Origin of the sequence: Streptomyces sp. NBC_00457 (assembly GCF_036014015.1) — a bacterium.
GTDB lineage: Bacteria > Actinomycetota > Actinomycetes > Streptomycetales > Streptomycetaceae > Streptomyces.
Genome location: NZ_CP107905.1, coordinates 9631640 through 9652199 on the forward strand (window position 1 = coordinate 9631640; position 20560 = coordinate 9652199).

Consider the following 20560-nt stretch of genomic DNA (forward strand, 5'->3'; position numbering starts at 1 on the left):
GACTTCGCCTGGGAGGCTGACGCCGGTCGTCTGCCGGCCGAGAGACCCCGCGCTCAGCATCTCTGAATCCCCGCAGCGACGGGAGGGCCGTCCAGGGGGACACTGTGAGTGGATGTCGGCGCTGGCAAGGGGGTGTCGACCGATGGTGAGGACACGGCGTCCGACGGTGCGGATGTGGCGGTGGCGGCGCAATCCGCTCCGGCGGCGCATCGATGTGGTCGAGGCCTGGCTCGTGCTCGGCGCGTGGATCCTGGCGGTCGTCTGCGCGGTGCCGGCGGGGCTGATGACCCAGTCCGCCGTGCGGGAGGACCTGGACCGGCAGCGGGTGGAGCGGCAGCAGGTCACGGCCGTCCTCGTCGCGGACGCGGGGGAGAGGCCGACCGTGACCGAGACCGACGGTGATCTGGTGTGGGCCGACGCCCGCTGGACCGCGCCGGACGGTCAGAGCCGCACGGGCCTGACCAAGGTACGGCCCGACACCCCCGCCGGGTCCCGGGTCACCGTCTGGACCGACCAGGCCGGAGCCCTGGCGGCCGAACCCGTGTCGCCCGGTGAGGCCAGGCTCCAGTCGGTCCTGGCGGGCGTCCTGGCCGGAGCGGTCGCGGGCGCGGTCGTGATCGGCGGTTCCTATGGAGTTCGGGCGATGCTCGACCGGCGGAGGATGGCGCAATGGGATGCAGAGTGGGAGCGCGTCGACACCCGGCGGGGCGGCAGGACGGGCTGAGGCGGGTCGGCTGGGCACGACCGTGTGGTCGGGGGCGTCGCGCACTCGTGTGCCCGGTGGCCGCCGTCCCGTTCCCCTAGGCTGACGCGAATGTTCAGCCCCGAAGGCCCCAGTCTCCGCGAACTCGCCGTCCAGGCGCTGTCGTCCGTCGAGCGCGGATACGACCTGCTCGCCCCGAAATTCGATCACACCCCCTTCCGGACCCCGGATTCGGTGCTTGACGCGGTCGCGGTTGCGCTGGACCGGATCGGTCCGTTCGACGCCGGGCTCGACCTGTGCTGCGGTACCGGAGCGGGCGTCGGCGTGCTGGCGCGGGTGTGCCGGGAGAGCGTCACCGGGGTCGACTTCAGCGCCGGGATGCTCGCCGTGGCGCGGGAGCGGACGGGGGCGGAGGGGCCGCGGGCGGAGGGGCCGCGGGTCGACTGGGTCCGGGCGGACGCTCGCGCCCTGCCCTTCGCCCCCGCCTTCGATCTTGTCGTGAGCTTCGGGGCGTTCGGGCACTTCCTCCCCAGTGAGGTGCCCGGACTGTTCGCTCAGGTCCACTCCGTGCTGCGGCCGGGCGGCCGCTTCGTCTTCCCGGTGGTCGCGCCGCCGCGTCCCACGTCCCCCGCCTACTGGATGCTGCTGGGTTTCGACGCGGCTATGCGGGTGCGCAACGCCGTATGGCGGCCGCCGTTCGTCATGTACTACCGCGCCTTCCGGCTCGGGGACGTACGGCGGGAGCTGGAGGATGCCGGATTCGACGTCGATCTGCACGCGCTGCCCGAGTTCGGGCAGCGGTCGGACGGCAGCCCGCGCGTGCGGATGGTCGTGGCCCACCGCCGGGCGATCTGAGTCGGTTGGGTTTTCCAACTCGTCCACGATCTCCCGCCCCCGCCGCGCGTCACCGCTCCGGCCCCTCGCTCGCGCCCCCCAGCGCCAGCCTCAGCGCGGCGCCCGGCTCCAGCTCCTGGCCCGCGCGCACCGCGTCGGTGAAGCGGGCGTCGCCGAGGGTCGCGCGCAGGCGGCGCTCGTACTCGCGGTGGAAGACGGTGGTGTCGGGGCTGCCCAGCTGCGGCAGACCGGCGGTGTGCCAGAGGCGTCTGCTGATGCCGAGAAGGCGGGCGGCGAGTTCGTCCTCGCCGCGGGCGGCCTGAGCGGCGACCAGGAGGTCGGCCACCGCGGCCGCGCCGAGCCGGTCGTGCACGCGCCACTTGGCGGCCAGTGCCTCGCGGGCGGAGCCCACCGCCTCGTCCGCATGGCCGAGACCGATTCCGGCCAGCGAGACGAAGAAGTCGCCCCAGGCCCGCATCCACAGTTCGCCCCGCTTGGCGCAGTCCTGGCGCAGCCGCTCGCCGACTGTCGCGCACCGCTCGAACGCGGCCTGTCCGGCAAGTAGATACGCCTGCAGGGCCAGCGTCAGCAGCTGGAAGAACTCGGCGCCGCCGTCACCCGCGGGCGCCCGCCCGGCGCTCCCGTACAGCACCGCGGAGCGTGCCGACTCGCCCCGCACGGCCAGGCTCGCGCCGGTCAACGGCAGGGCGGGCACGGGCAGTCGGCGTTCCTCCGCGAGCCACACATAGGCGGCGCTCACCGACTCTGCGGCCTCCAGATCGTCCGGGACGACGGTGACCAGCCGGTGCGCCCAGATCGCGAGGGTGTGCTCGGGTCCGCCGTCGCCGGGGGTGCGGCTCAGCGCCCGCTCCAGGTAGGCGCGTCCCTCCTCGGTGAAACCGCAGGCGAACCAGAAGTACCAGAGGGTGCCTGCCAGTTCGAGCGCCGTCTCGGGTTCGGGTGCGGCCAGACACTCCTCCATCGCCAGCCGCACGTTCCCGTGCTCGGTGCTCAGCCGCTCCGCCCACATCCGCTGACCGGGGCCGAGCCACTCCGCCTCGCCCTGGCGGGCGATCCAGCGGTAGTAGTCCCGGTGGCGCCGCCGAAGCGCCTCCTCCTCACCGAGTTCCGCGAGCCACTCGGCGCCGAACGAACGGACCGTGTCCAGCATGCGGTAGCGCACCGCCGCCCCGTCGCCCTCCCGGGTCAGGATGGACTTCTCGGTGAGCGAGGCCAGCAGTGCGAGGATCTCCTCGGCGTCCAGCGGGCCGCCGTGGCACACGAATTCGGCGGCCTCGACGTCCCAGCCGCCCGCGAACACCGACAGCCGTGCCCACAGCAGCCGTTCCAGCGGCGTGCACAGCTCGTGGCTCCAGCCGATGGCCGTGCGCAGTGTCTGGTGCCGGGCCAGGCGCGGCCGCGCGGGGGAGACGAGCAGGTCGAAGCGGGAGTCGAGACCCTCCAGGAGCCGGTCGAGCGGGAATCCGCGCAGGCGTACGGCGGCGATCTCCAGGGCCAGCGGAATCCCGTCCAGGCGGGCACAGATCGCGGCCACGTGCGGCCGGTTGGCCTCGGTGAGCACGAATGAGGACACGGCGGCCGCCGCGCGAGCCGTGAACAGCGCCACCGCGTCGTCGTGTTCGCCCAGCGGCAGCGGAGCCACCGTGAGCAGTCGCTCTCCCGGCACGCCCAGCGGCTGCCGGCTGGTGGCCAGCACCCGCAATCGCGCTACGCGTGCGAGGAGTTCCTGTACGACACGCGCGCACTCGTCCAGTACGTGCTCGCAGGTGTCCAGAACGAGCAGCAGCGGTGCCCCCGCGAGATGCTCGCAGACCGTTTCCAGCAGTGGCCGCAGTGTCTGTTCGGTCGACCGGGTCGCCTGCGCCACGGCGTTCACCAGCAGATCCGGATCCCGGAGTTCCGACAGCTCCACCAGCCACGCCCCGCCCGCAAATCCGGCGCGCGCGGCATGCGCGGCACGCAGGGCGAGCCGGGACTTGCCGACCCCTCCGGGCCCAGTGAGCGTCACCAGCCGCTCGGTCCCCAACAGCCCCGCGATGTCGGCGAGTTCGGCCTCGCGGCCGACGAACGCGTTCGGCTCGGCGGGCAGGTTGCCGGTCCTGCCGCCCTGCACAGAGGCCGCCATCGTCCTCCCTCACCGGAACCGATGGCGGTCACCTTAACCCCTCACGGGACGGCCGCTTCCGGCGTAGCGTGGAAGCTGTCCCGGCCCACCCAGGGGAGGTGCGGGATGACCGTCGTGCCCGCTCTGACAACCGTGGGACAGATGCGCCACGGCGACCATCTGCTTCTCGGCTACGACACGGACGAGGAACGAGAGACCGTTCTCGCCGCGTTCCTGCTCGACGGCCTGGCCAGCGGCCACCGCGGGCTCCTGCTGCCGCCCGCGGACATCCCGGCCGGCGTCGCCCTGTCCTTCCTGGAGATGCACGGCTGCCGGGTCGACGAGGAGGTCGCGGCCGGCCGGCTCTGTGTCGACGGGCATCTCGCCGGGCCGGAGGGCCTGTGGGACCTCGACGAGGTGATCCGCCGCGAGGCACGCCGCGCCGTCGGCGACGGCTTCCTCGCCCTGCGTGTGGGCACCGAGATCCTGCGCGCCCAGGCCGGCCAGGGGCTCAAGACGCTGCACGACAGCGAGTTGCTGCTGGACCCCGTGTTCGCCTCGCTGCCCGTGCTCGGCATCTGCCAGTACGACCGCCGGGTCTTCGACGAGGCCGAACTCGCCCCGATCGCCGGACTGCACCACGGCCGGGTCGGCGCCGACGAGGTATGGCGCGACGACCTCCTGTCCATCACCCGCACCTTCGTCCCCCCTGGCCTCGCTCTCGCCGGTGAGATCGACGACTCGAACGTCACCGCCGTCGCCCGAGCCCTGCAGGCCGAACGGGCCCGCGCCCTGGCCCGCACCGCGCACGGCGTCCGCGCCCGGCTCGACCTCGGCGGCGTGCACTTCATCGACGTGGGTGCCCTGCGCCTGCTGGTGTTCTGCGCCCTCGACCTGTCCGCGGCCGGCGGCACCCTCGAACTGTCCGGCGTCGCCCCGCACATCCGCCGGGTGATGCGGGTGGCCGGCTGGGACCGCGTCCCCGGCCTGCGCATCGAACCCCAAGGAGAGCCGCCATGACCCGCACGGGCTTCGTGCACCAGGCGCTGTGCTACGGCTCCGACCAGGAATTCCTCACGGGTACGGCCGACTTCCTCCGCGACGGCCTCGACGCCGGAGACGTCGTCCTGGCTGTACTGAGCGGGCATCACATCGCCCTGCTGACCGAGGAACTCGGCAGCAAGGCCAGGGACGTCGAGTTCGCCGACTCCCGCGACTGGTACGACTACCCCTCCCGCACCCTGGGCCGCTACCACGCCTACTGCCGCCGGCAGGACAAGGGCCGCCGCGTCCGTGTCGTCGGCGAACCCGTCTGGACGGGCCGCACCGAGTTCGAGACGCAGGAATGGATGCGCTACGAGTCCCTCGTGAACGTCGCCTTCGCCGCCTCCGACCACTGGCTCCTGTGCCCGTACGACACCCGCACCCTCACGGCGAACGTCCTGGCCACGGCACGACGGACCCATCCCGAACTCGCCCTGGGCGCCCGCTCGTCCGAGCCCAGCGGCGACTACGCGGACCCGGCGGACTTCTCCGCGCAGGTCACCGCAGAGCGCCGCCCGGACCCGTTGCCCGCCGGACCGGACGACATCCGCTTCTGCCGCGGCCGTTCGGCGGCCGTCCGCCGTGCCCTCGCCGGGTACGCCCGCCGCCACGGCATGTCCGCGCAACGGACGTACGACATGGTGGCGGCGGTGCACGAGGCCGTGGTCAACGCGGTGCGCTACGGCGGTGGGCAGGGCGTGGTCCGGCTGCGCAGCGACCCCGAGCACCTCGTCTGTGAGATCCGCGACGCCGGCGCCCACGCGTCGGTGCCCCGCCCCGGGTTCCCCGGCCACCTGCCGCCCGACGCGCGCGCCGCAGGGGGCCACGGTCTGTGGCTGGTACGGCAGTTGAGCGACCTGGTCGCCGAGGACCTGGACCCGGCGGGCTCCGTGCTCCGGCTCTACTTCCGGCGTTCCGGTGCTGTTCAGCCCGCCGCGGGCAGCGTGAACTCGTAGACGAGGGCGTCCTGGTGGGCGTCCACGACGAGGTCGGTGATCTCCAGTGGCCGGGCGTACTGGTCGCACACCTGCCGCGTGACCCGGACCGAGGGTGTGTCGGGGAGGCGGGTGATGGAGTCCCGGTGGTGCAGGGTCAGTCCCGCCTGGCGCATCCAGTCGTAGACCCGCCTCAGCTGGGCCGCGGCGGCGCCGTCGGCCCGGTCGCGGTAGCGGCCCAGTTCCTCCACCTCGGTGAGGGCCACGGCGGAGAACGACGTCACGGCCGTACGCCGTCCGTGGCCGTCGGCGGTGGCGGACTCGTAGCGGTGGACGAGCGTCGGCCGGTGCGGGGCGAGCCCCAGGGCCGTGGCGTGTTCCGGCGGGGGAGCCTCCCAGGTGACGGTGGCCCGGCCGACGGCGGCCGGATCGGTGGTCCGGGCGCCGACCGGGAAGGCGAGCGAGGGCGGGGTCCCGACCGGCGGGCCGGGCAGCGCCGCATGGCTGCCCCGGCGGTCGGTGGCGACCAGGCCGCCCCGGCGGAGCACCTCCAGCGCCTGCCGTACGGTCTCCCTGCTGACGCCGAAGTGACCGGCCAACTGCCGCTCCCCGGGGAGCCGTTCGCCGGGCGGGATGGTGCCGTCGCGCAGCTCGCCGAGCAACTCCGTCGCGATGCGCCAGTAGAGGGGCTGTCCTTCGGTGAGTGGATGGTCATGGTGGGTGGTGCGGGCCATGCCGCGCCTCCTGTGTGGTGACGTACCGTAGCCGTGCGGGCTCGTTGCGCCACCACATCTAGCATTGGTCTAAACCAGCAGGGAAGGGGTGCCCGCCGGTTCGGCCGAAACCCGCTCGCTGCGACGCGGTCTCACAACACGCTGTACAGGGCGTCGATCAGGGCCATCTTCCGTGGGTCGTCGGCTATATGGGGCCCCATCCGGTTCATCACATACCCCAGCGCCACCCCCGCCTCCGGGTCGGCGAGACCGCAGGAGCCGCCGAAGCCGTCATGTCCGAAAGCCCGCGGGTTCGGCCCGTACGAGCCGTTCGGCCCACTGAGCCACAGACCGAGCCCGATCTCGGTCTCCTGCTCGAACCCGGCGCCGAGCACCAGATCCCGGCACCTGCCCTGCCCCTCCCGCGCCCGCTCGGCCGCCTCGGGGGACAGGACGCGGTGGCCGTCGTGCGCGCCCCGGCCCGCGAAGATCCCGTACAGGGCGGCGACCGCGCGGGCGGTGCCATGGCCGTTCACGGCGGGGAGTTCCGCGGCCCGCCACGCGGGCGTGTTGGCCTCGGTCGCGCCGACCAGGGGATTGGCCAGCGAGGCGAGCGCCTCCGGCCTCAACTGGCTGAAGATCGCGGCCTGTTCACTGCTCGACGCGGCCGGCGGATGCACCAGCTCGGCCACCCGGCCCGCCTCCTTCTCCGGCAGCCCGACGGTGAAGTCGATGCCGAGCGGCCCGGTCACCTCCCGCTCCAGGAACGCGCCGGGCAGCAGCCCCGAGACGCGCCGCACCACCTCGCCCACCAGGAAGCCGTACGTCATCGCGTGATACCCGGACCGGGTCCCCGGCTCCCACCAGGGCTCCGTCGCCGCCAGCCGCCCGACGGTGAACTCCCAGTCGTACAACTGCTCCAGCGAGTGCGGCTCACGCAGACCGGACAGACCGGCGCGGTGCGACAGCAGATGCCGTACGAGGACCTTGTCCTTGCCGGCCGCCGCGAACTCGGGCCAGTACGCGGCCACCGGTGCGTCCAGGTCGAGCAGCCCCCGGTCGGCGAGTATGTGCGCGCACAACGCCACCGGGCCCTTGGTCGTCGACCACACGTTGACCAGCGTGTCGCGCTCCCACGCGCGCGTGCGGGCCGCGTCGGCCCAGCCGCCCCACAGGTCCACCACCGTCGTTCCGTGCACCGTGACGGCGACCGCGGCACCCAGCTCGCCTCGGTCCCGGAAGTTCTCCTCGAATGCCGTACGCACCGCCGTGAAGCGGGCGTCGCAGTGACCGTGGACCTGTGGCTCGTGCTCGGGCATGGCTCCTCCGTGGTTCGGACGTCGAGCCCGGGCCGCGACGCTGCGACCCGGGCCCGACGAACGTACCGACTGGTCGGACCGGAGAGAAGAGGTCAGGCGTAGGACCGCAGCCAGGTCAGCTGCGCCGCCTGCTGGTAGGGCCCGCCGCCCTCGTGGTCGTTGAAGTCGTACACCTCGATCGCCTTGTCCTCGTGCGCCCAGGCGTTGAAGGCCGCGAAGACGGTGGACGGCGGGCACGTCTGGTCCTCGAGGGCCGCCGAGAAGAGGGCGGGAGCGCTGCCGCGGGGCGCGAAGTGCACGGCGTCGAAGTAGGAGAGCGTGCGCAGGACGTCGGCGCCGCGGCCACGGTGCGTCTTGAGGTAGTTGCCGATCTCGCGGTACGGGTTGCGGTCCGTGAGGGTCGTCGCGCGCGGGAAGTCGCACAGGAACGGCACGTCCGGCGCCACCGCGACGAGGTCCGGGACCAGCCCGCCGACGGCGAGCGTGATGCCGCCGCCCTGGCTGGCGCCCACCGCGACCGTGCGCGCCGGGTCGGTCAGCGGGTGCGCACGGGCCGCCTCCACGGCACGCACGCCGTCCGTGAACACACGGCGGTAGTAGTAGTTCTCGGGCGCGTCGATGCCGCGTGTCATGAACCCCGGGTAGGCGGGCGCGCCCGCCACCGGGTCCGCGGTGCCCCCGCCGGCGCCCCACGCGCTGCCCTGCCCGCGGGTGTCCATCACGAAGTGCGCCCGGCCCGTGGACGCCCACAGCAGATGCTCGTGCGGCAGACCGCGTCCGCCGCCGTAGCCCACGAACTCCACGACCACCGGCACCGGCGCGTCGGCTCCCGCGGGTACCGTCAGCCAGCCCTTCACCGGGTGACCGCCGAATCCGGCGAACGTCACGTCGTACACCCGCACCGTCGTCAGCCCCGTGTCGACCGGCTCGAAGCGGGCGTCCAGATCGTGCTCGCGCGTCTCCTGCAGGGTCTTCGACCAGAACGCGTCGAAGTCCTCGGGCTCCACGGAGGAGCTGCGGTAGGCACGGAGCTCCTCCAGGGAGAGGTCGAACAGGGCCATGGACAACCACCTTTGCGAAGAGGACGTGCGAGTGATCACACCGTACGGGGGCGGTCGGACGACTGACCAGATCGCGTATGTGCCGGAGCGGCGGGCGTAGCGATCAGGCCCAGCGACGTGTCCACTCCGGTTCCGTACGGGCCCACTCCCGTTCCCACTCGGCCAGCCGGTGGTGCATGGCCACATGGCGTACGACCCCATGTGCGAGGAGCACCACGCCTGCCGCGCAGCCTGTGGCGCAGAGGCCCATGGCGAGCGTGTGCTGCCACACCGCGAAGCCGTCCGGTGGCGGCGCGACGCTGCGGCCCCGGGAGTCGAACCACACGTGGACCGTCTGACCCGGCCGGCTGCCCGGCGGCACGAGCGCCCTGGCCGTGCGCTCGCCCTGGCCCGGCTCCGTCCAGCGCACGGTCACCTGGCGCGTGTGCGTCCGGCCGCCCTGCGCCGTCGGCAATGAGCCGGAAACGGCGCCGACCACCTCGGCCCGCACCTGGCGGCGCTCGGCGCGCTGGGCCGCCGCCGTGTCCCGAGCCTCGCCGTGAGCCCACCATGCCGCGGTGGCCCCGGCCAGCGGTGCGCCCACGAACAGCAGGACGGCGACGACCACCACCGTCCACGCCTCCACGATGTCCGACCGGCGCCGCAGCGGGCTGGGCCGCCAGCGCCAGCCGCGCACCCGCGTTCGCATGTCGACCTCCTCGCCGTCACGCCTACGAGTGCCCACATCGAGTGACCTAAGCGGGCCGACCCGGCCGCCGGCCGGGGAGATCGAAGCCGGTCAGCCGAAGCGCTCGATCCGGATGCGGTCGACCGGCTGGCCTGCTGAGACGAGCAGCCGTGAGGCGTGCTCGGCGAACGCGTTGGAGCCGCACACATAGGCCTCCCACCCACCGGGAGGCTGGTCGGCCAGGAGCGGGGCCACATGTGCGGCCGCCATACGACCCACGGGCACGCCGTGTGGCGCACTCCGCGTGAACACGGGCGTCGTCTCGGCGCCGTACTCCCGCCCGTAGATCAGCTCCTCGGGACTGCGCACGGACACCAGCAGTCGCAGCGGCACGGACAGGCCCCGCGCCCGGTGGTGCCGCACCATCGACATCAGCGGTACGACGCCGGACCCCGCGCCGATCAGCAGGGCGGGCCGGTCGCCGGGCCAGGCGAAGAAGCCGCTGAGCGGCCCGCGCACCTCGAGCCGGTCACCGGGCCGGGCCACGGTGTGGAACCAGCCCGAGACCTCGCCGCCCTCGACGTGATCGAGGGTCAGCTCGATATGCCCGGAGTCGTCGGGCGCGGACGCGAGGGAGTAGTGGCGCTGGGCCGCGTAGCCGTCCCCGGCGGTGAGCCGCAGCATCAGGTGCTGGCCGGGCAGGTGCCCCTGCCAGTCGGGCACGGCGAGCCGGAAGGTGGCGGCGTGCGGGGTCTCGCGGCGGATCTCGGTGATCGTGGCGGTCTGCCACACGGTGGCGGCCTGGTCGCTCACGGCGATCCGCCCGGGCACGGCGAAGCGCGTCGGGGGAGTGAAGGTCTCAGTCACCGGAGTACCGCTGCTCCTCCCAGGGGTTGCCGCGGGCGTGGTAGCCGTTCTGTTCCCAGAAGCCCGGCTCGTCGTGGTCGAGGAGCCGGATGCCCGCGATCCACTTGGCGCTCTTCCAGAAGTACAGATGCGGCACCAGCAGGCGTGCGGGACCACCGTGCTCGGGCGCGAGGGGCTGACCGTCGTACTCCCAGGCGATCCAGGCCCGTCCGCCGGTCAGGTCCGCGAGCGGCAGGTTCGTGGTGTATCCGGTGTGCGAGTAGGCGACGGCATGTGTGGCGGCCACATGCGGGCGCACCATATTGAGGAAGGCGTCCAGCGAGACGCCGCCGAAGCGCACGCCGAACTTCGACCAGCTCGTCACACAGTGGATGTCACCCTCGTACGCCGAGGCCGGCAGCTCGTGCGCCTGCTCCCAGTTCCAGGTGCGGGGCTCCTCCACCAGGCCGTCGACACGGAAGGTCCAGTCGGCGGGCGCCAGTTCGGGAGTGACCTCCGCGGACAGGACGGGCCAGTCGTCGCCCGCGTCGTACTGGCCGGGCGGGAGCCCCGGGTCGTCGACGCGCGGGCGTCCGGTGAAGCCTCGGGTGACATTCATGCGGGTGCTGCCTCCAGGCCGCCGTGCGGACGTGCGCGGCGGCCCGTGATCGGACGTGATGGGTGCTTACGCAGTCCACCGTACGTGGCCTGCGGACCTGCCCGGTCAGCGGTCCTCGGCACCCACCCCGGTCCACCCGTTGTAGCGCACGAGATACGCGGCGAACCGCTCCAGATCATCCGTCGGCCAGTCCGCGAGCCGTTCCCGCAATGCCGTCCGGCGGCTCTCGGTGACCTGGGTGAGGATGTTCCGGCCGGCGTCCGTCAGGTGCAGTACCTGCACGCGGTGGTCCTCCGGGGCGAGGCGGCGCTCGATGAGTTCGGTCCGCTCGAGCGCGGCGACCTGGCGGCTGACGGTGGACTTGTCGAGGGCGTAGTGCGCGGCCAGGTCGGTGGCGCGGCAGCCGCCGCTCTCCTCCAGGTGCCCCAGCAGGGTGTACGACACCAGCGACAACTCGGGGTGCATTCGGCCCGCCGAGGCCCGTGCGCGGCGGGCGAAAGCGGTCATCTCGCGCTGGATGGTCTCCACGGCCGTGTCCGCACCGGGCCCGCCGGCGCGGCCGACCGGCTCATCGGTCACGTCGGCTGCGTTCACGGAACCTCCCTCGCCCTGCTGGTTGCATAGTACAACTTAGCTGCATTTCGGCAGCAGGGTGACAACCGCTCGCCCGATCCGGGTAATGTTGCCGTCCGGCCGCGGAGTGTCCCGGCCCTGACCGCCTGAGGAGGTGAGACCCATTACCACTGTGTCAGCTCGGGTGCTCGCCCCTCGAACCGGCGCGGATCGCCGACGCTAGGTGACCGCGAGAGCGCCCTTCGGCTCCCGAAAGGCTCTCGGCTTTCATGCCACCTCTTTCTTCCCTGTCCTCGTACGACGCCGTCGTCCCCGCCCTGCGCGCCGCGGGCTGCGTCTTCGCCGAGGACGAGGCCCGGTTGATCCTGGGCGCGGCCCGCGACACCGACGAACTGGCCGCCATGGTGCGCCGTCGCGCGGACGGCCTGCCCCTTGAACTCGTCCTCGGCTGGGCGGAGTTCCGCGGACTGCGGATCACGGTCGAACCCGGCGTCTTCGTGCCCCGCCGCCGTACCGAATTCCTCGTCGAACAGGCCCTGGCCCAGGCGCCGGACGCCTCCGTCGTCGTCGACCTGTGCTGCGGCTCCGGCGCGGTCGGCGCAGCCCTCGCCGCCACGCTCGGGCAAGTCGACCTGCACGCCGCCGACATCGACCCGGCGGCCGTGCGCTGCGCCCGCCGCAACATCGCCCCCCTCGGCGGACACGTGCACGCGGGCGACCTGTTCGAGGCGCTCCCAGGGGAACTGCGGGGCCGCGTCGACATCCTCGCGGCCAATGTGCCGTACGTCCCCACCGGCGAGGTCGCCCTGCTGCCCGCGGAGGCCCGCGACCACGAGCCGCTGGTCGCGCTCGACGGCGGCGCGGACGGACTGGACGTCCTGCGTCGTGTCGCCGCCGATGCGCCCCGATGGCTCGCGCCGGGCGGCTGTCTGCTGGTCGAGACGAGCGAGGCCCAGGCACCTGCGGCCGTCGACGCCTTCGCCGAGGGCGGTCTGACGGCCCGTCTGGCAGTGTCGGAGGAGTGGTACGCGAATGTCGTGATCGGCACTCTCTGACGCGGGGTCAGGTCGTGGCGCCGCTCTTCGAGGGCTCCGGGTCCTTCCCCTCACGGTGACCGGGGAACTTGAAGTGCCGGTCGCCAGGCCCCCAGCCCTCGCCGTCGTCCTTGTCGTCCCGACTGCCGGAGATGACACGGGCGGCGGTGCGGGTGTCGTCGTCGGAACGGGTACCGGCCAGGTGCGCCGACTCGCCTTCCTTCAGCTCATCGGCGCCCGAGTCGGACGAGCCGTCGTGCCAGACCGTGGTGTCCTCGTCAACCGTCCAGGTCCACTCGGCCCCGTCCTCGCTCTTGACCGTGACCTGGTCGCCGTCCACGTTCTCGATGGTGCCCCACTGCCAGATGCGGACGACCCAGTCGCCCGTGTCGCGGTCCTTGACGGTCGCCTCGCCGTGCGCGGCCTCGCCGCCGAGGCCGAACCCCATGCCCGGTCCGCGCCATGGGCGGCGGTCGTCGGGCGAGGAGGACTCTGAGGCGGTTCCGCCGGCGGCGGGCGTGGCGCCTTCGCCGGAACCCGACGCGGTGGCGGCGTAGGCGACCGTGCCGCCGAGGGCCAGGACGACGACCGTCGCCGCCGCGGTCACGGCGCGGGCGCGTCCGGACCGGCGCTGCCACCGCGCGCGCAGCGCCGCTCCCGGTGGTGTCCGCTCCGGCTCGGGGCCGCCCGGCCCCATGAGCACTTCCCAGTCCGGTCCGCGCTGCTCGGGACCGCCGGCGGTGGGTTCCTGGTCCGGATTCTGCGTCACGGCTCGCTCCCCTCACAGAAAGCACCCGGCATCCGTATGCCCTGTCCGTCTGCCATGCCTTGCTGTGATTGTGGGACGCGGCCGGTAAGACGCGGGTAATCAGTTCCTGTGAATACGGACCATCCGACCCGTCAGTCCCATCCGTCCGTGCGGCTACACCGGCTTCTGCGCACGAGCGATGAGCAGGGCCACGTCGTCGGAGTTGTCCGGCTGGTGCAGTGTGCGCAGGAGCAGGTCGCACAGCTCCTCCAGCGGGCGGTCGGGGCCGTCGAGCAGATCGAGCAGCGCGTCCAGGCGTTCGTCGAGCGGGTGTTGGCGGGTCTCGACCAGACCGTCGGTGTAGAACACCAGCCGGTCTCCGGGTTCGAGGTCGACGGTCGTGGTGGAGAAGGCGACACCGCCCACGCCGAGCGGTGCCCCGGTGGGGAGTTCGAGCAGCTCCGGTGCGCGGCCGGGGCACAGGCGGACCGGCGGCAGATGCCCGGCGTTGGCGATCCGGCACTGCCGCAGATGCGGGTCGTGGATGGCGTACTGGCAGGTCGCGATGGAGTGGTCCAGGCCCTGGGTGATCCGGTCGAGGTGATCGAGGAGCACCGACGGGTCGAGGCCGAGGGCGGCCAGCGTGTTCGTCGCGGTGCGCAGCCGGCCCATCGTCGCGGCGGCCGTGATGCCGCTGCCCATCACATCGCCGACGACGAGCGCCGTCTTGCCGCCGTCCAGCGGGATCACGTCGAACCAGTCGCCGCCGACCTCGCTGGTGGCCCCGGCGGGCTGATAGCGGGAGGCGACCTCGAGGCCGCCGGTGACCCGCGGATGGCTGGGCAGCAGGCTGCGCTGCAGGGTCAGGGCGGTGTCGCGGGCGCTCTGGTACCAGCGCGCGTTGTCGATCTGCACGGCCGCGCGGGCCGCCAGTTCACGGGCGAGCAGCAGGTCGTCCTCGCTGAACGGCTGCGGATTTCGGCTGCGTTTGAGGTCGAGGGCGCCGAGCACTTCGCCGCGTGCGATCAGCGGAACGGCCAGATAGGAGTGCACTCCTGCCCGCGCCAGCAGCTCCGCGGCCTCGGGTGAGCGGGCGATGCGCGGCAGGTCCTCGTCCTTGACCTGCGCCACCATGACCGGCCGGCCGGTGCGTACGCACTCGGTGACCAGGCGGTCCGGTCCGTACCGCGCGACCTGCCCGGGCGGGTCGGCCGCGCCGAGCGCCTCGGTGTCGTGCTCCGCCCGGACGGCCAGGGCGCGGATCACCGCCGCCTCGCCGGGGCCCAGGCTGCTGCGTCTGCCTTCCATCACGGCTTCGAGCAGATCTACGGCGGCGACGTCGGCGAGTTCCGGCACGGCGACGTCGGCCAGTTCGCGGGCGGTGCGGTCCAGGTCCAGCGTGGTCCCGATCCGCGCGGAGGCGTCGGCGATGAGCGCCAGTCGCCGGCGCGCGGTCTCGGCCTCGACACCCGCCCGGTACTGCTCGGTGATGTCCACGACCGAGGCGGCCACTCCCAGCACGTTCCCCAGGGGGTCCTCCAGCCGGTACATCGAGACCGACCAGGCGTGGTCCTCCTCGGGGTCCGCCGGGGTCCGGCCGAAGGTGGGCTGGTCGACGAGCGGCATCCCGGTCTCCAGGACCTGGCGGGCGGCCCGCTCCACGGCGGCGGCGTCCACCCGCGGCAGCATCTCCTGGACCGTACGGCCGAGGTGCTCCTCGGCGCGGATGCCGTTGATCCGCTCCAGCGCCGGGTTGACCGAGACGTACTTCAAGTCCGTGTCCAGGACGGCCAGTCCGATGGGTGACTGCGCGACGATCCGCGTCGACAGCGCCACGTCCCGCTCCAGCCCGCGCACGGTCTCCTGGTCGGCCGCGAGCCCCAGCGCGAAGAAGTCGCCCCGGTCGTCGAGGAGCCGCTGATTGCGGAACTCCACGAGCCGAGTGCCGCCGTCCTTGTGCCGTACCGGAAAGGCGCCCGCCCAGCCCTCACCGGTCTCCATGACGTCGGCGAACAGCTTGATGGCCAGCTCGGCGTACTGCTCGTGCACCATCAGGCGGGACGCGTACTCCCCGAGGGCCTCCTGCGCGGAGTACCCGAACAACCCCTCGGCCTGCGGGCTCCACAGCACGATGCGCCCCTGGGCGTCGAGCAGCACGGAGGCCACGCCCAGCACGTCGAGCAGCCCGCTCGGCCGCACCGGCCCGCCGCCCTCGGCCACCGGAGGCCCGGCTGCACCCATCGCACGCACCGCCTTCGTTCTGTGTCACGGCACGCCGTCCCCCGTGCCGACTCCCCTTGTTCTACCGCGTTCAACCGCTTCTGTGATGCCACGGTCGCCCTCCTCCACCATCCCTCAACACAGCGGTGGCCGTCCGGTGAAGTCGACAGGAAGTGATCGGAGTCGTCGGGAAGTGATCCGCCCGCACCGGGTGATCCGTCGTCGAACGGACAACTCCTGTTCCGTCTATTGGTCTGTACATGACGACCAACCGCACGCCACACTGTCCGCCGAGCGCCGCCCCCCACCCCCCACCGAGGAGCCGTTCCCATGCGCCTGCCCGCCCGGCAACGTTGTCACGCCGCCCTGACCGGTGTCGTCGCCCTCGCCACCGCCGTCGTCCTGTCCGCCGCCCCGCCCGCCGCCGCCGCGGACACCTGGACCGAGGTGGGCTCCGACCGCGCCGATCCGCTCACCGAGAGCCAGGGCCTGACCTCGGTCGAGGTGCCGGCGAACAGCCCCAACCGCTACACCGGCATCGGCACCATCCCCGCCGATGTGTCCGGCCGCGGCTGGAACCACGTCGGCGACCCGGACGCCTCGTACGACGGGCACTACATCGAGCCGTACCAGCGGGACTCGGGCAGTTCGAAGATGTTCCGGGTGCAGAAGCCGGACGGGAGCCGGGCGGAGTACGTCCACGCCCTCAGCCCCGGAGAGGCGCTCAACAACTCCTGGGTCGCGATCTCCCCCGACGGCCAGTGGATGCTGGCGGGCGAGTGGGGCACGATGACCCGGCTGCTGGTCTTCCCGACCCCGGGCGTCAACTCCAGCACCTCCCCGTCGGCGAACCTCCCGCAGGCCTCCACCGTCAACCTCGACCACGCGGTACGCGACGTGCAGGGCTGCGACTTCTCCGGCCCGACGACCCTGCTGTGCTCCTCGGACGACCCGGCGGGCACGCTCTTCGGCATCACCAAGCCGCTGCTCCAGATCGACCTCTCCGCCGCACCGGGCGGGTCGGCGGACGTCTCCGGTCATGTCACGGCACTGCGCCAGCTGCCCCTGCGCAGCTCCTGCTCGGGCACGTTCGAGACGGAGGGCATCGACTACGACCGCCGTACGGGCACCCTGCGCGTGATCGTCATCTCGCCTGGCTTCTGCGTGCTGACGGACAGCAAGACGTACCGGTTCACGCGGAGCTGACGCCCCGGCCGTGGTGCGTTGCGGCGAGATGGTGGTTTGCTGAAGGTGGGCGCGGACACTCGGGGCCCGCGCCACCGCAGCGCGGCCACGAGAGGAGCGGTCATGATGATCGGCGAGCGATCGCACCCGGAACACGTCTCGGTGGAGATCAGCGGATGCTCCAAGGACGACGCCCGCATCGTGTTCGACACACTGTGCGCGTGCTTCTCGTCCGACCGGTGCGCCGATGACGTACCGGAGGAGGCCTCGGACACCCGCCCGACGGTATGGCTCGGCACCTTCGACGTCGCCGACGCCCGCGAGGGCGCCCGCCCGGCCCGGCTGCGGTCGTCCGTCGAGGCCGATGTGCAGGGCGGCTACTGGGCGGTCGACCGGTTCCGCGACACCCTCGGCTCCCTGTTCTCCGTGCATGAGGCCGCCGGTGCGTCCGGCGACCAGGAGAGGGAACTGCATCTGCGGCTGGAGAACCGCTAGGGCCAATGCCGTTGTTTTAGTCGCGGGCGTACGCTGCTGCGTAGTGCTTCCCGGGGGTGGTGCGGGTGTCTGCGGATGTCGGCGAGTTATCGGGGCTGGGGTTGCTGACCTGGGTGTATCGGCCTGGGTTGGTGGATCGTGTGGTGGCCGCTTGCGGTCGTGGCGAGCAGCGCAGACGCCTGCTGCCAGCTCGATTGGTGGTGTATTTCGTGCTCGCCCTTGCCCTGTTCTCGCCGGCCCCGTATCTGGAGGTGATGCGGCATCTGGTCGAGGGCCTGCGGAGCCAGGGCCTGCTGGGCGAGTGGCGCATCCCTGCGAAGTCGTCGCTGTTTCGGGCTCGCCAGCGGCTGGGATCGGAGCCGCTGCGGGTGCTGTTTGCCACGACCGCGAAGCCGATGGGCACCGAGACCACGCCGGGTTGCTTCTGGCGAGGGCTGCGGCTGCTGGCAGTGGACGGCACCTGCTGGGACGTGGCCGACAGTCCGGCCAATGAGGCCGCCTTCGGCCGTCCCGGAAACAGCCGCGGCCACGACAAATCCTCCTTTCCTCAGGTGCGGATGGCCTGTCTGATCGAGGTGGGCACCCACCTCGTCCTGGACGCGGAACTGGCCGGCTGCCGCACCGGTGAAGTCACCCTGGTGGGCCGCCTTCCACGCTCCTGCCAGCCCGGCGAACTGGTCCTGGCAGACCGGGAGTTCCTCGGCGTGCCGCTTTGGCGGGCCTTCACCGACAGCGGTGCCGATCTGTTGTGGCGGGTGCCCGCCAACCGCATCCTGCCCGTCGAGCGGCAGTTACGGGACGGATCCTGGATCTCCCGCATCCACGCCCACACCGACCCCGCGCACCGTGATCCGGTCACAGTGCGGGTGGTGGCCTATCAGCTGCACGGCACCAGCCGCGAAGGCGAGAACTACCGGCTGGTGACCACACTGCTCGATGCCCGTCGCTACCCCGCCCGCCAGCTGGCTGCGCTCTATCAGGAACGCTGGGAAGCGGAGGCTGTCTTCGCAGAGCTCAAGACTCATCAACGCGGCGCCCACGTCGTGCTCACCAGCAAGACACCCGACGGAATCCTGCAGCAGATCTGGGCCCACCTGCTCGTCCACCACGCGCTGCGTGAGCTGATGGTGAGAACCGCGGCCACCCGGGGCCTGGATGCCGACCGGATCTCGTTCACCGAAACCCTGCGCTCCGCCCGGCGCAGTGTGACCGTCACGCCGGGCAGTTTTTCCCCCTGAACTGCTGGTCAGAGCCCTTGTCATGCTCCAGCACGACCTACTCGAACGACTCCTGCCGACCAGACGCCTGCGCAGTCAGCCCCGCGTCGTCAAACGCAAGATGTCCAACTACCGGCTCAAACGGGCCGGACACCGCACCTGGCCCCAACCCACCCAGGCCGGTACCCGAGCAGTCCGCATTCAAAGACCCCAACCCGCAAACCCGTAACGCAACGGCATTGCCGCTAGGGCCTGTCCGGACCCGGCTCCGGGCGGTTGTACGCCCGCATGCCGACGGGCCGCCTCCCCGGCACCGGCCGGTGAGGCGGCCCGCGGCGTCCGCCGTCAGAGCCGGGAGGGGCGCGAGCGGCGGCGCAGATACCAGACGGTGGCGGCGATTCCGGTGCTCACCAGTGCGCCGCCCGCCACCAGGGTGAGGGTGCCGTAGTCCGTGGTGCCGCCGCCCATGCCGCCCATGACGCCGCGGGACGGCGAGGCCGTGGCGGAGATCGTGGGCGTCGTGGCAGCCGAGACGATGACGGACTGGGTGCCCGCGGTGTTGTTGTTCGAGCACATGACGATGACGGTGTAGGTGCCGGGACTCACGCTGGACCAGGCGGTGCTCTGCTGGGTGTTCGTCCCGGACAGCGCCGCCTGCCGTCCCTGGGCGAAGTTCGCCTGGCTGCTGTTGAGGAGCGAGGCGGTGCCCCAGCTGCCGTTGATCTGGGTGCAGGCGCTGGTGGTGACGGAGACCGTGGAACCGCTGGTGCTCACGGAGATCCCGGAGACGGCGGCCGATCCCGCGGCCAGCGGAAGCGGAAGCGCGGTGGCGGCTGCCACGGTCAGGCCGGAGCGGAGGAGTAGCGATCTGTTGCGCATGTGGACTGCCCTCCGGCGGCACGGTTGGCGGTACATCCCTTGCGCCGCCGAGGTCGGGGAAACGCCCGTGCTGCCACAGGGACAGCCAACGTGTCCCTGGGGCGTCCCGCATCCGGACCGCGCCCGGTCAGGTGACGGGCGCTCCGCGGGTAGTGCCGCGATTGGTCGTCTCTTGTCTGCGGGTGCGTTGTGGCTGGTCGCGCAGTTCCCCGCGCCCCTTCGGGGCGCTGCTCAGCCGTCGGTTTTCACCGTGTGCTCCGGCGAGAAGCCTCCCCACGTGCCGTCCGGGAGCTTTGCCCGGATTCGGACGCGGTGGGTTACTCCGGCCTCGCGTCCCGCGTAGAAGCTGTACGTCGCCTTTTCCCGTGGTGGGGTTCCGCCCCATACGAGGGAGGTGGCCGGTTGTCCGTCGAGTTGGATCTGGTACTCCGTGACCAGGCCGTCTGTGAGGGGTGGGGTCCAGGAGAGGTCGATGTAGTACGCCCCGTCGGTGCGGTGGGTTGTCGCGTGGAAGTCGGTGGGGGCCGTGCCGCGGCCGTTGTCGGTGCCGGGTGTTGTCGTGAGGCGGATGGTGGCGGTGGCCGGTGAGAGGTTGTCGGCCGCGTCGCGGGCGCGGACCGTGAACACGTAGGGCGTGTCCGGCCGCAGGCCCGTCACCACGGTCGCCGTCTGGTTCCCGCCCACACTGTGGATCTTCGTGGTGCCCTGGTAGATGTCGTACGACACCACGTCCCGGTCGTCCGTCGACGCGGACCAGGACAACTGGACGGCCCGGCTGCCGACGACCCGGCCGCTCGGACTCCCGGGGCCGGTCGGGGCCATCCGGTCCGCCGCCACCGCCCGCGGTGTCGTTGCCCGGACCTCGCGGCTCCCCGGCCCGAGGCGCCCCTCGGTGTCCCGGGCCCGCACGGTGAAGACGTACACGGTGGACGGCCGGAGCCTGGTGACATCCACCATGTGCTCCGAACCAGGCACTTCCTTGACCTTCGTGGTGCCGCGATACACCTCGTACCGGCTGATGCCCTGGTCCGACGGCACCGCGTTCCACATGACGTGCACACTGGTGGCGCTCCCCGCCTCGGCGGTGACGCCCACCGGAGCCCCCGGCGGCCGTTCCCCTTCACCGTCACCCGTCCCGCCCCATCCGCAGGACGTGACCAGCGGCAGCGCGCAGAGCGCCAGGATCGCGAGCCGGAGGAGGGGAGTGGGAACGTGTCGCACGGCTCTGCCTCCAAGGGGCGGCATGACGCAATGGTCCGGACCAATATGACGCCAATGACGCGATCACATCAAGAGGTCGGTCGTTGGTGGCCGCCCGGCGGGGTTACGTATGCTGATGCTCC

20 protein-coding genes are annotated in these 20560 nt (G+C 72.2%); 8 read left to right on the forward strand and 12 right to left on the reverse strand.

The genetic code is table 11. The features are described 5' to 3' along the window. Positions 1–142: 142 nt before the first annotated feature. Positions 143–724, forward strand: coding sequence for an Rv1733c family protein (locus OG828_RS43925; RefSeq protein WP_328504326.1), 582 nt, complete (start codon positions 143–145; stop codon positions 722–724). A gap of 90 nt (positions 725–814) precedes the next feature. Beyond that, positions 815–1558 (forward strand): class I SAM-dependent methyltransferase, encoded by a 744-nt coding sequence (locus OG828_RS43930; RefSeq protein WP_328370055.1) that lies wholly within the window; start codon positions 815–817, stop codon positions 1556–1558. Between the two features lie 49 nt (positions 1559–1607). Here OG828_RS43930 and OG828_RS43935 read toward each other — a convergent pair whose 3' ends face one another. Continuing rightward, a complete protein-coding gene (locus tag OG828_RS43935) occupies positions 1608–3683 on the reverse strand; it encodes an ATP-binding protein (protein ID WP_328504327.1) in 2076 nt (691 codons plus the stop codon). Between the two features lie 105 nt (positions 3684–3788). On the opposite strand from OG828_RS43935, the gene OG828_RS43940 reads away from it, so the two are divergent. After that, on the forward strand, positions 3789–4682 hold the full coding sequence (locus OG828_RS43940) for an MEDS domain-containing protein (protein WP_328504328.1): 894 nt from the start codon (positions 3789–3791) through the stop codon (positions 4680–4682). Beyond that, positions 4679–5662, forward strand: coding sequence for a sensor histidine kinase (locus OG828_RS43945; RefSeq protein WP_328504329.1), 984 nt, complete (start codon positions 4679–4681; stop codon positions 5660–5662). Before OG828_RS43940 ends, OG828_RS43945 begins: the two co-directional genes overlap by 4 nt. Here the strand turns inward: OG828_RS43945 and OG828_RS43950 are convergent. The 7 genes from OG828_RS43950 to OG828_RS43980 form a co-directional block, all read right to left on the reverse strand. Further along, on the reverse strand, positions 5632–6375 hold the full coding sequence (locus OG828_RS43950) for a GntR family transcriptional regulator (RefSeq protein WP_328370066.1): 744 nt from the start codon (positions 6373–6375) through the stop codon (positions 5632–5634). The genes OG828_RS43945 and OG828_RS43950 overlap by 31 nt on opposite strands. Positions 6376–6506: 131 nt before the next feature. Then, entirely contained in the window at positions 6507–7673 is a 1167-nt protein-coding gene (locus OG828_RS43955) for a serine hydrolase domain-containing protein (RefSeq protein ID WP_328504330.1), read from the reverse strand. A gap of 92 nt (positions 7674–7765) precedes the next feature. Further along, a complete protein-coding gene (locus OG828_RS43960; protein WP_328504331.1) occupies positions 7766–8734 on the reverse strand; it encodes an acetylxylan esterase in 969 nt (322 codons plus the stop codon). 103 nt (positions 8735–8837) lie between these two features. Then, positions 8838–9422 carry an Rv1733c family protein gene (locus OG828_RS43965; RefSeq protein WP_328504332.1) on the reverse strand — a complete coding sequence of 195 codons (585 nt, stop codon included), beginning with the start codon at positions 9420–9422 and terminating at the stop codon, positions 8838–8840. Positions 9423–9512: 90 nt separating this feature from the next. Next, on the reverse strand, positions 9513–10268 hold the full coding sequence (locus OG828_RS43970) for a ferredoxin reductase (RefSeq protein WP_328504333.1): 756 nt from the start codon (positions 10266–10268) through the stop codon (positions 9513–9515). Then, entirely contained in the window at positions 10261–10866 is a 606-nt protein-coding gene (locus tag OG828_RS43975) for a sulfite oxidase-like oxidoreductase (RefSeq protein WP_328370079.1), read from the reverse strand. The genes OG828_RS43970 and OG828_RS43975 overlap by 8 nt, the downstream gene beginning before the upstream one ends. 105 nt (positions 10867–10971) lie before the next feature. After that, complete coding sequence (locus OG828_RS43980; protein ID WP_328505044.1) at positions 10972–11373, reverse strand: MarR family winged helix-turn-helix transcriptional regulator; 402 nt, start codon at positions 11371–11373, stop codon at positions 10972–10974. Positions 11374–11708: 335 nt separating this feature from the next. Here OG828_RS43980 and OG828_RS43985 point away from each other — a divergent pair, with 335 nt between their 5' ends. Beyond that, positions 11709–12494, forward strand: a complete 786-nt coding sequence (locus OG828_RS43985; RefSeq protein ID WP_328504334.1) for a putative protein N(5)-glutamine methyltransferase — start codon at positions 11709–11711, stop codon at positions 12492–12494. 7 nt (positions 12495–12501) lie between these two features. Here OG828_RS43985 and OG828_RS43990 read toward each other — a convergent pair whose 3' ends face one another. Next, positions 12502–13242 carry a hypothetical protein gene (locus tag OG828_RS43990; RefSeq protein WP_328504335.1) on the reverse strand — a complete coding sequence of 247 codons (741 nt, stop codon included), beginning with the start codon at positions 13240–13242 and terminating at the stop codon, positions 12502–12504. A 153-nt stretch (positions 13243–13395) separates the two neighbouring features. Beyond that, positions 13396–15462 (reverse strand): SpoIIE family protein phosphatase, encoded by a 2067-nt coding sequence (locus OG828_RS43995; RefSeq protein WP_328370088.1) that lies wholly within the window; start codon positions 15460–15462, stop codon positions 13396–13398. 309 nt (positions 15463–15771) lie between these two features. Here OG828_RS43995 and OG828_RS44000 point away from each other — a divergent pair, with 309 nt between their 5' ends. The 3 genes from OG828_RS44000 to OG828_RS44010 all read left to right on the forward strand — a co-directional run bounded on the left by OG828_RS44000 (position 15772) and on the right by OG828_RS44010 (position 18359). Next, the gene (locus OG828_RS44000) at positions 15772–16647 is read left to right on the forward strand and encodes a hypothetical protein (protein ID WP_328370090.1); all 876 of its coding nucleotides are present in this window, start codon (positions 15772–15774) and stop codon (positions 16645–16647) included. 105 nt (positions 16648–16752) lie between these two features. Then, positions 16753–17121, forward strand: a complete 369-nt coding sequence (locus OG828_RS44005) for a hypothetical protein (protein WP_328372660.1) — start codon at positions 16753–16755, stop codon at positions 17119–17121. Between the two features lie 65 nt (positions 17122–17186). Continuing rightward, on the forward strand, positions 17187–18359 hold the full coding sequence (locus OG828_RS44010) for an IS4 family transposase (RefSeq protein WP_328357115.1): 1173 nt from the start codon (positions 17187–17189) through the stop codon (positions 18357–18359). Positions 18360–18683: 324 nt separating this feature from the next. Here the strand turns inward: OG828_RS44010 and OG828_RS44015 are convergent, their stop codons facing one another. Next, entirely contained in the window at positions 18684–19217 is a 534-nt protein-coding gene (locus OG828_RS44015) for a hypothetical protein (protein WP_328370094.1), read from the reverse strand. A 231-nt stretch (positions 19218–19448) separates the two neighbouring features. Continuing rightward, positions 19449–20438, reverse strand: a complete 990-nt coding sequence (locus tag OG828_RS44020) for a fibronectin type III domain-containing protein (RefSeq protein ID WP_328370097.1) — start codon at positions 20436–20438, stop codon at positions 19449–19451. Positions 20439–20560: the final 122 nt, after the last annotated feature.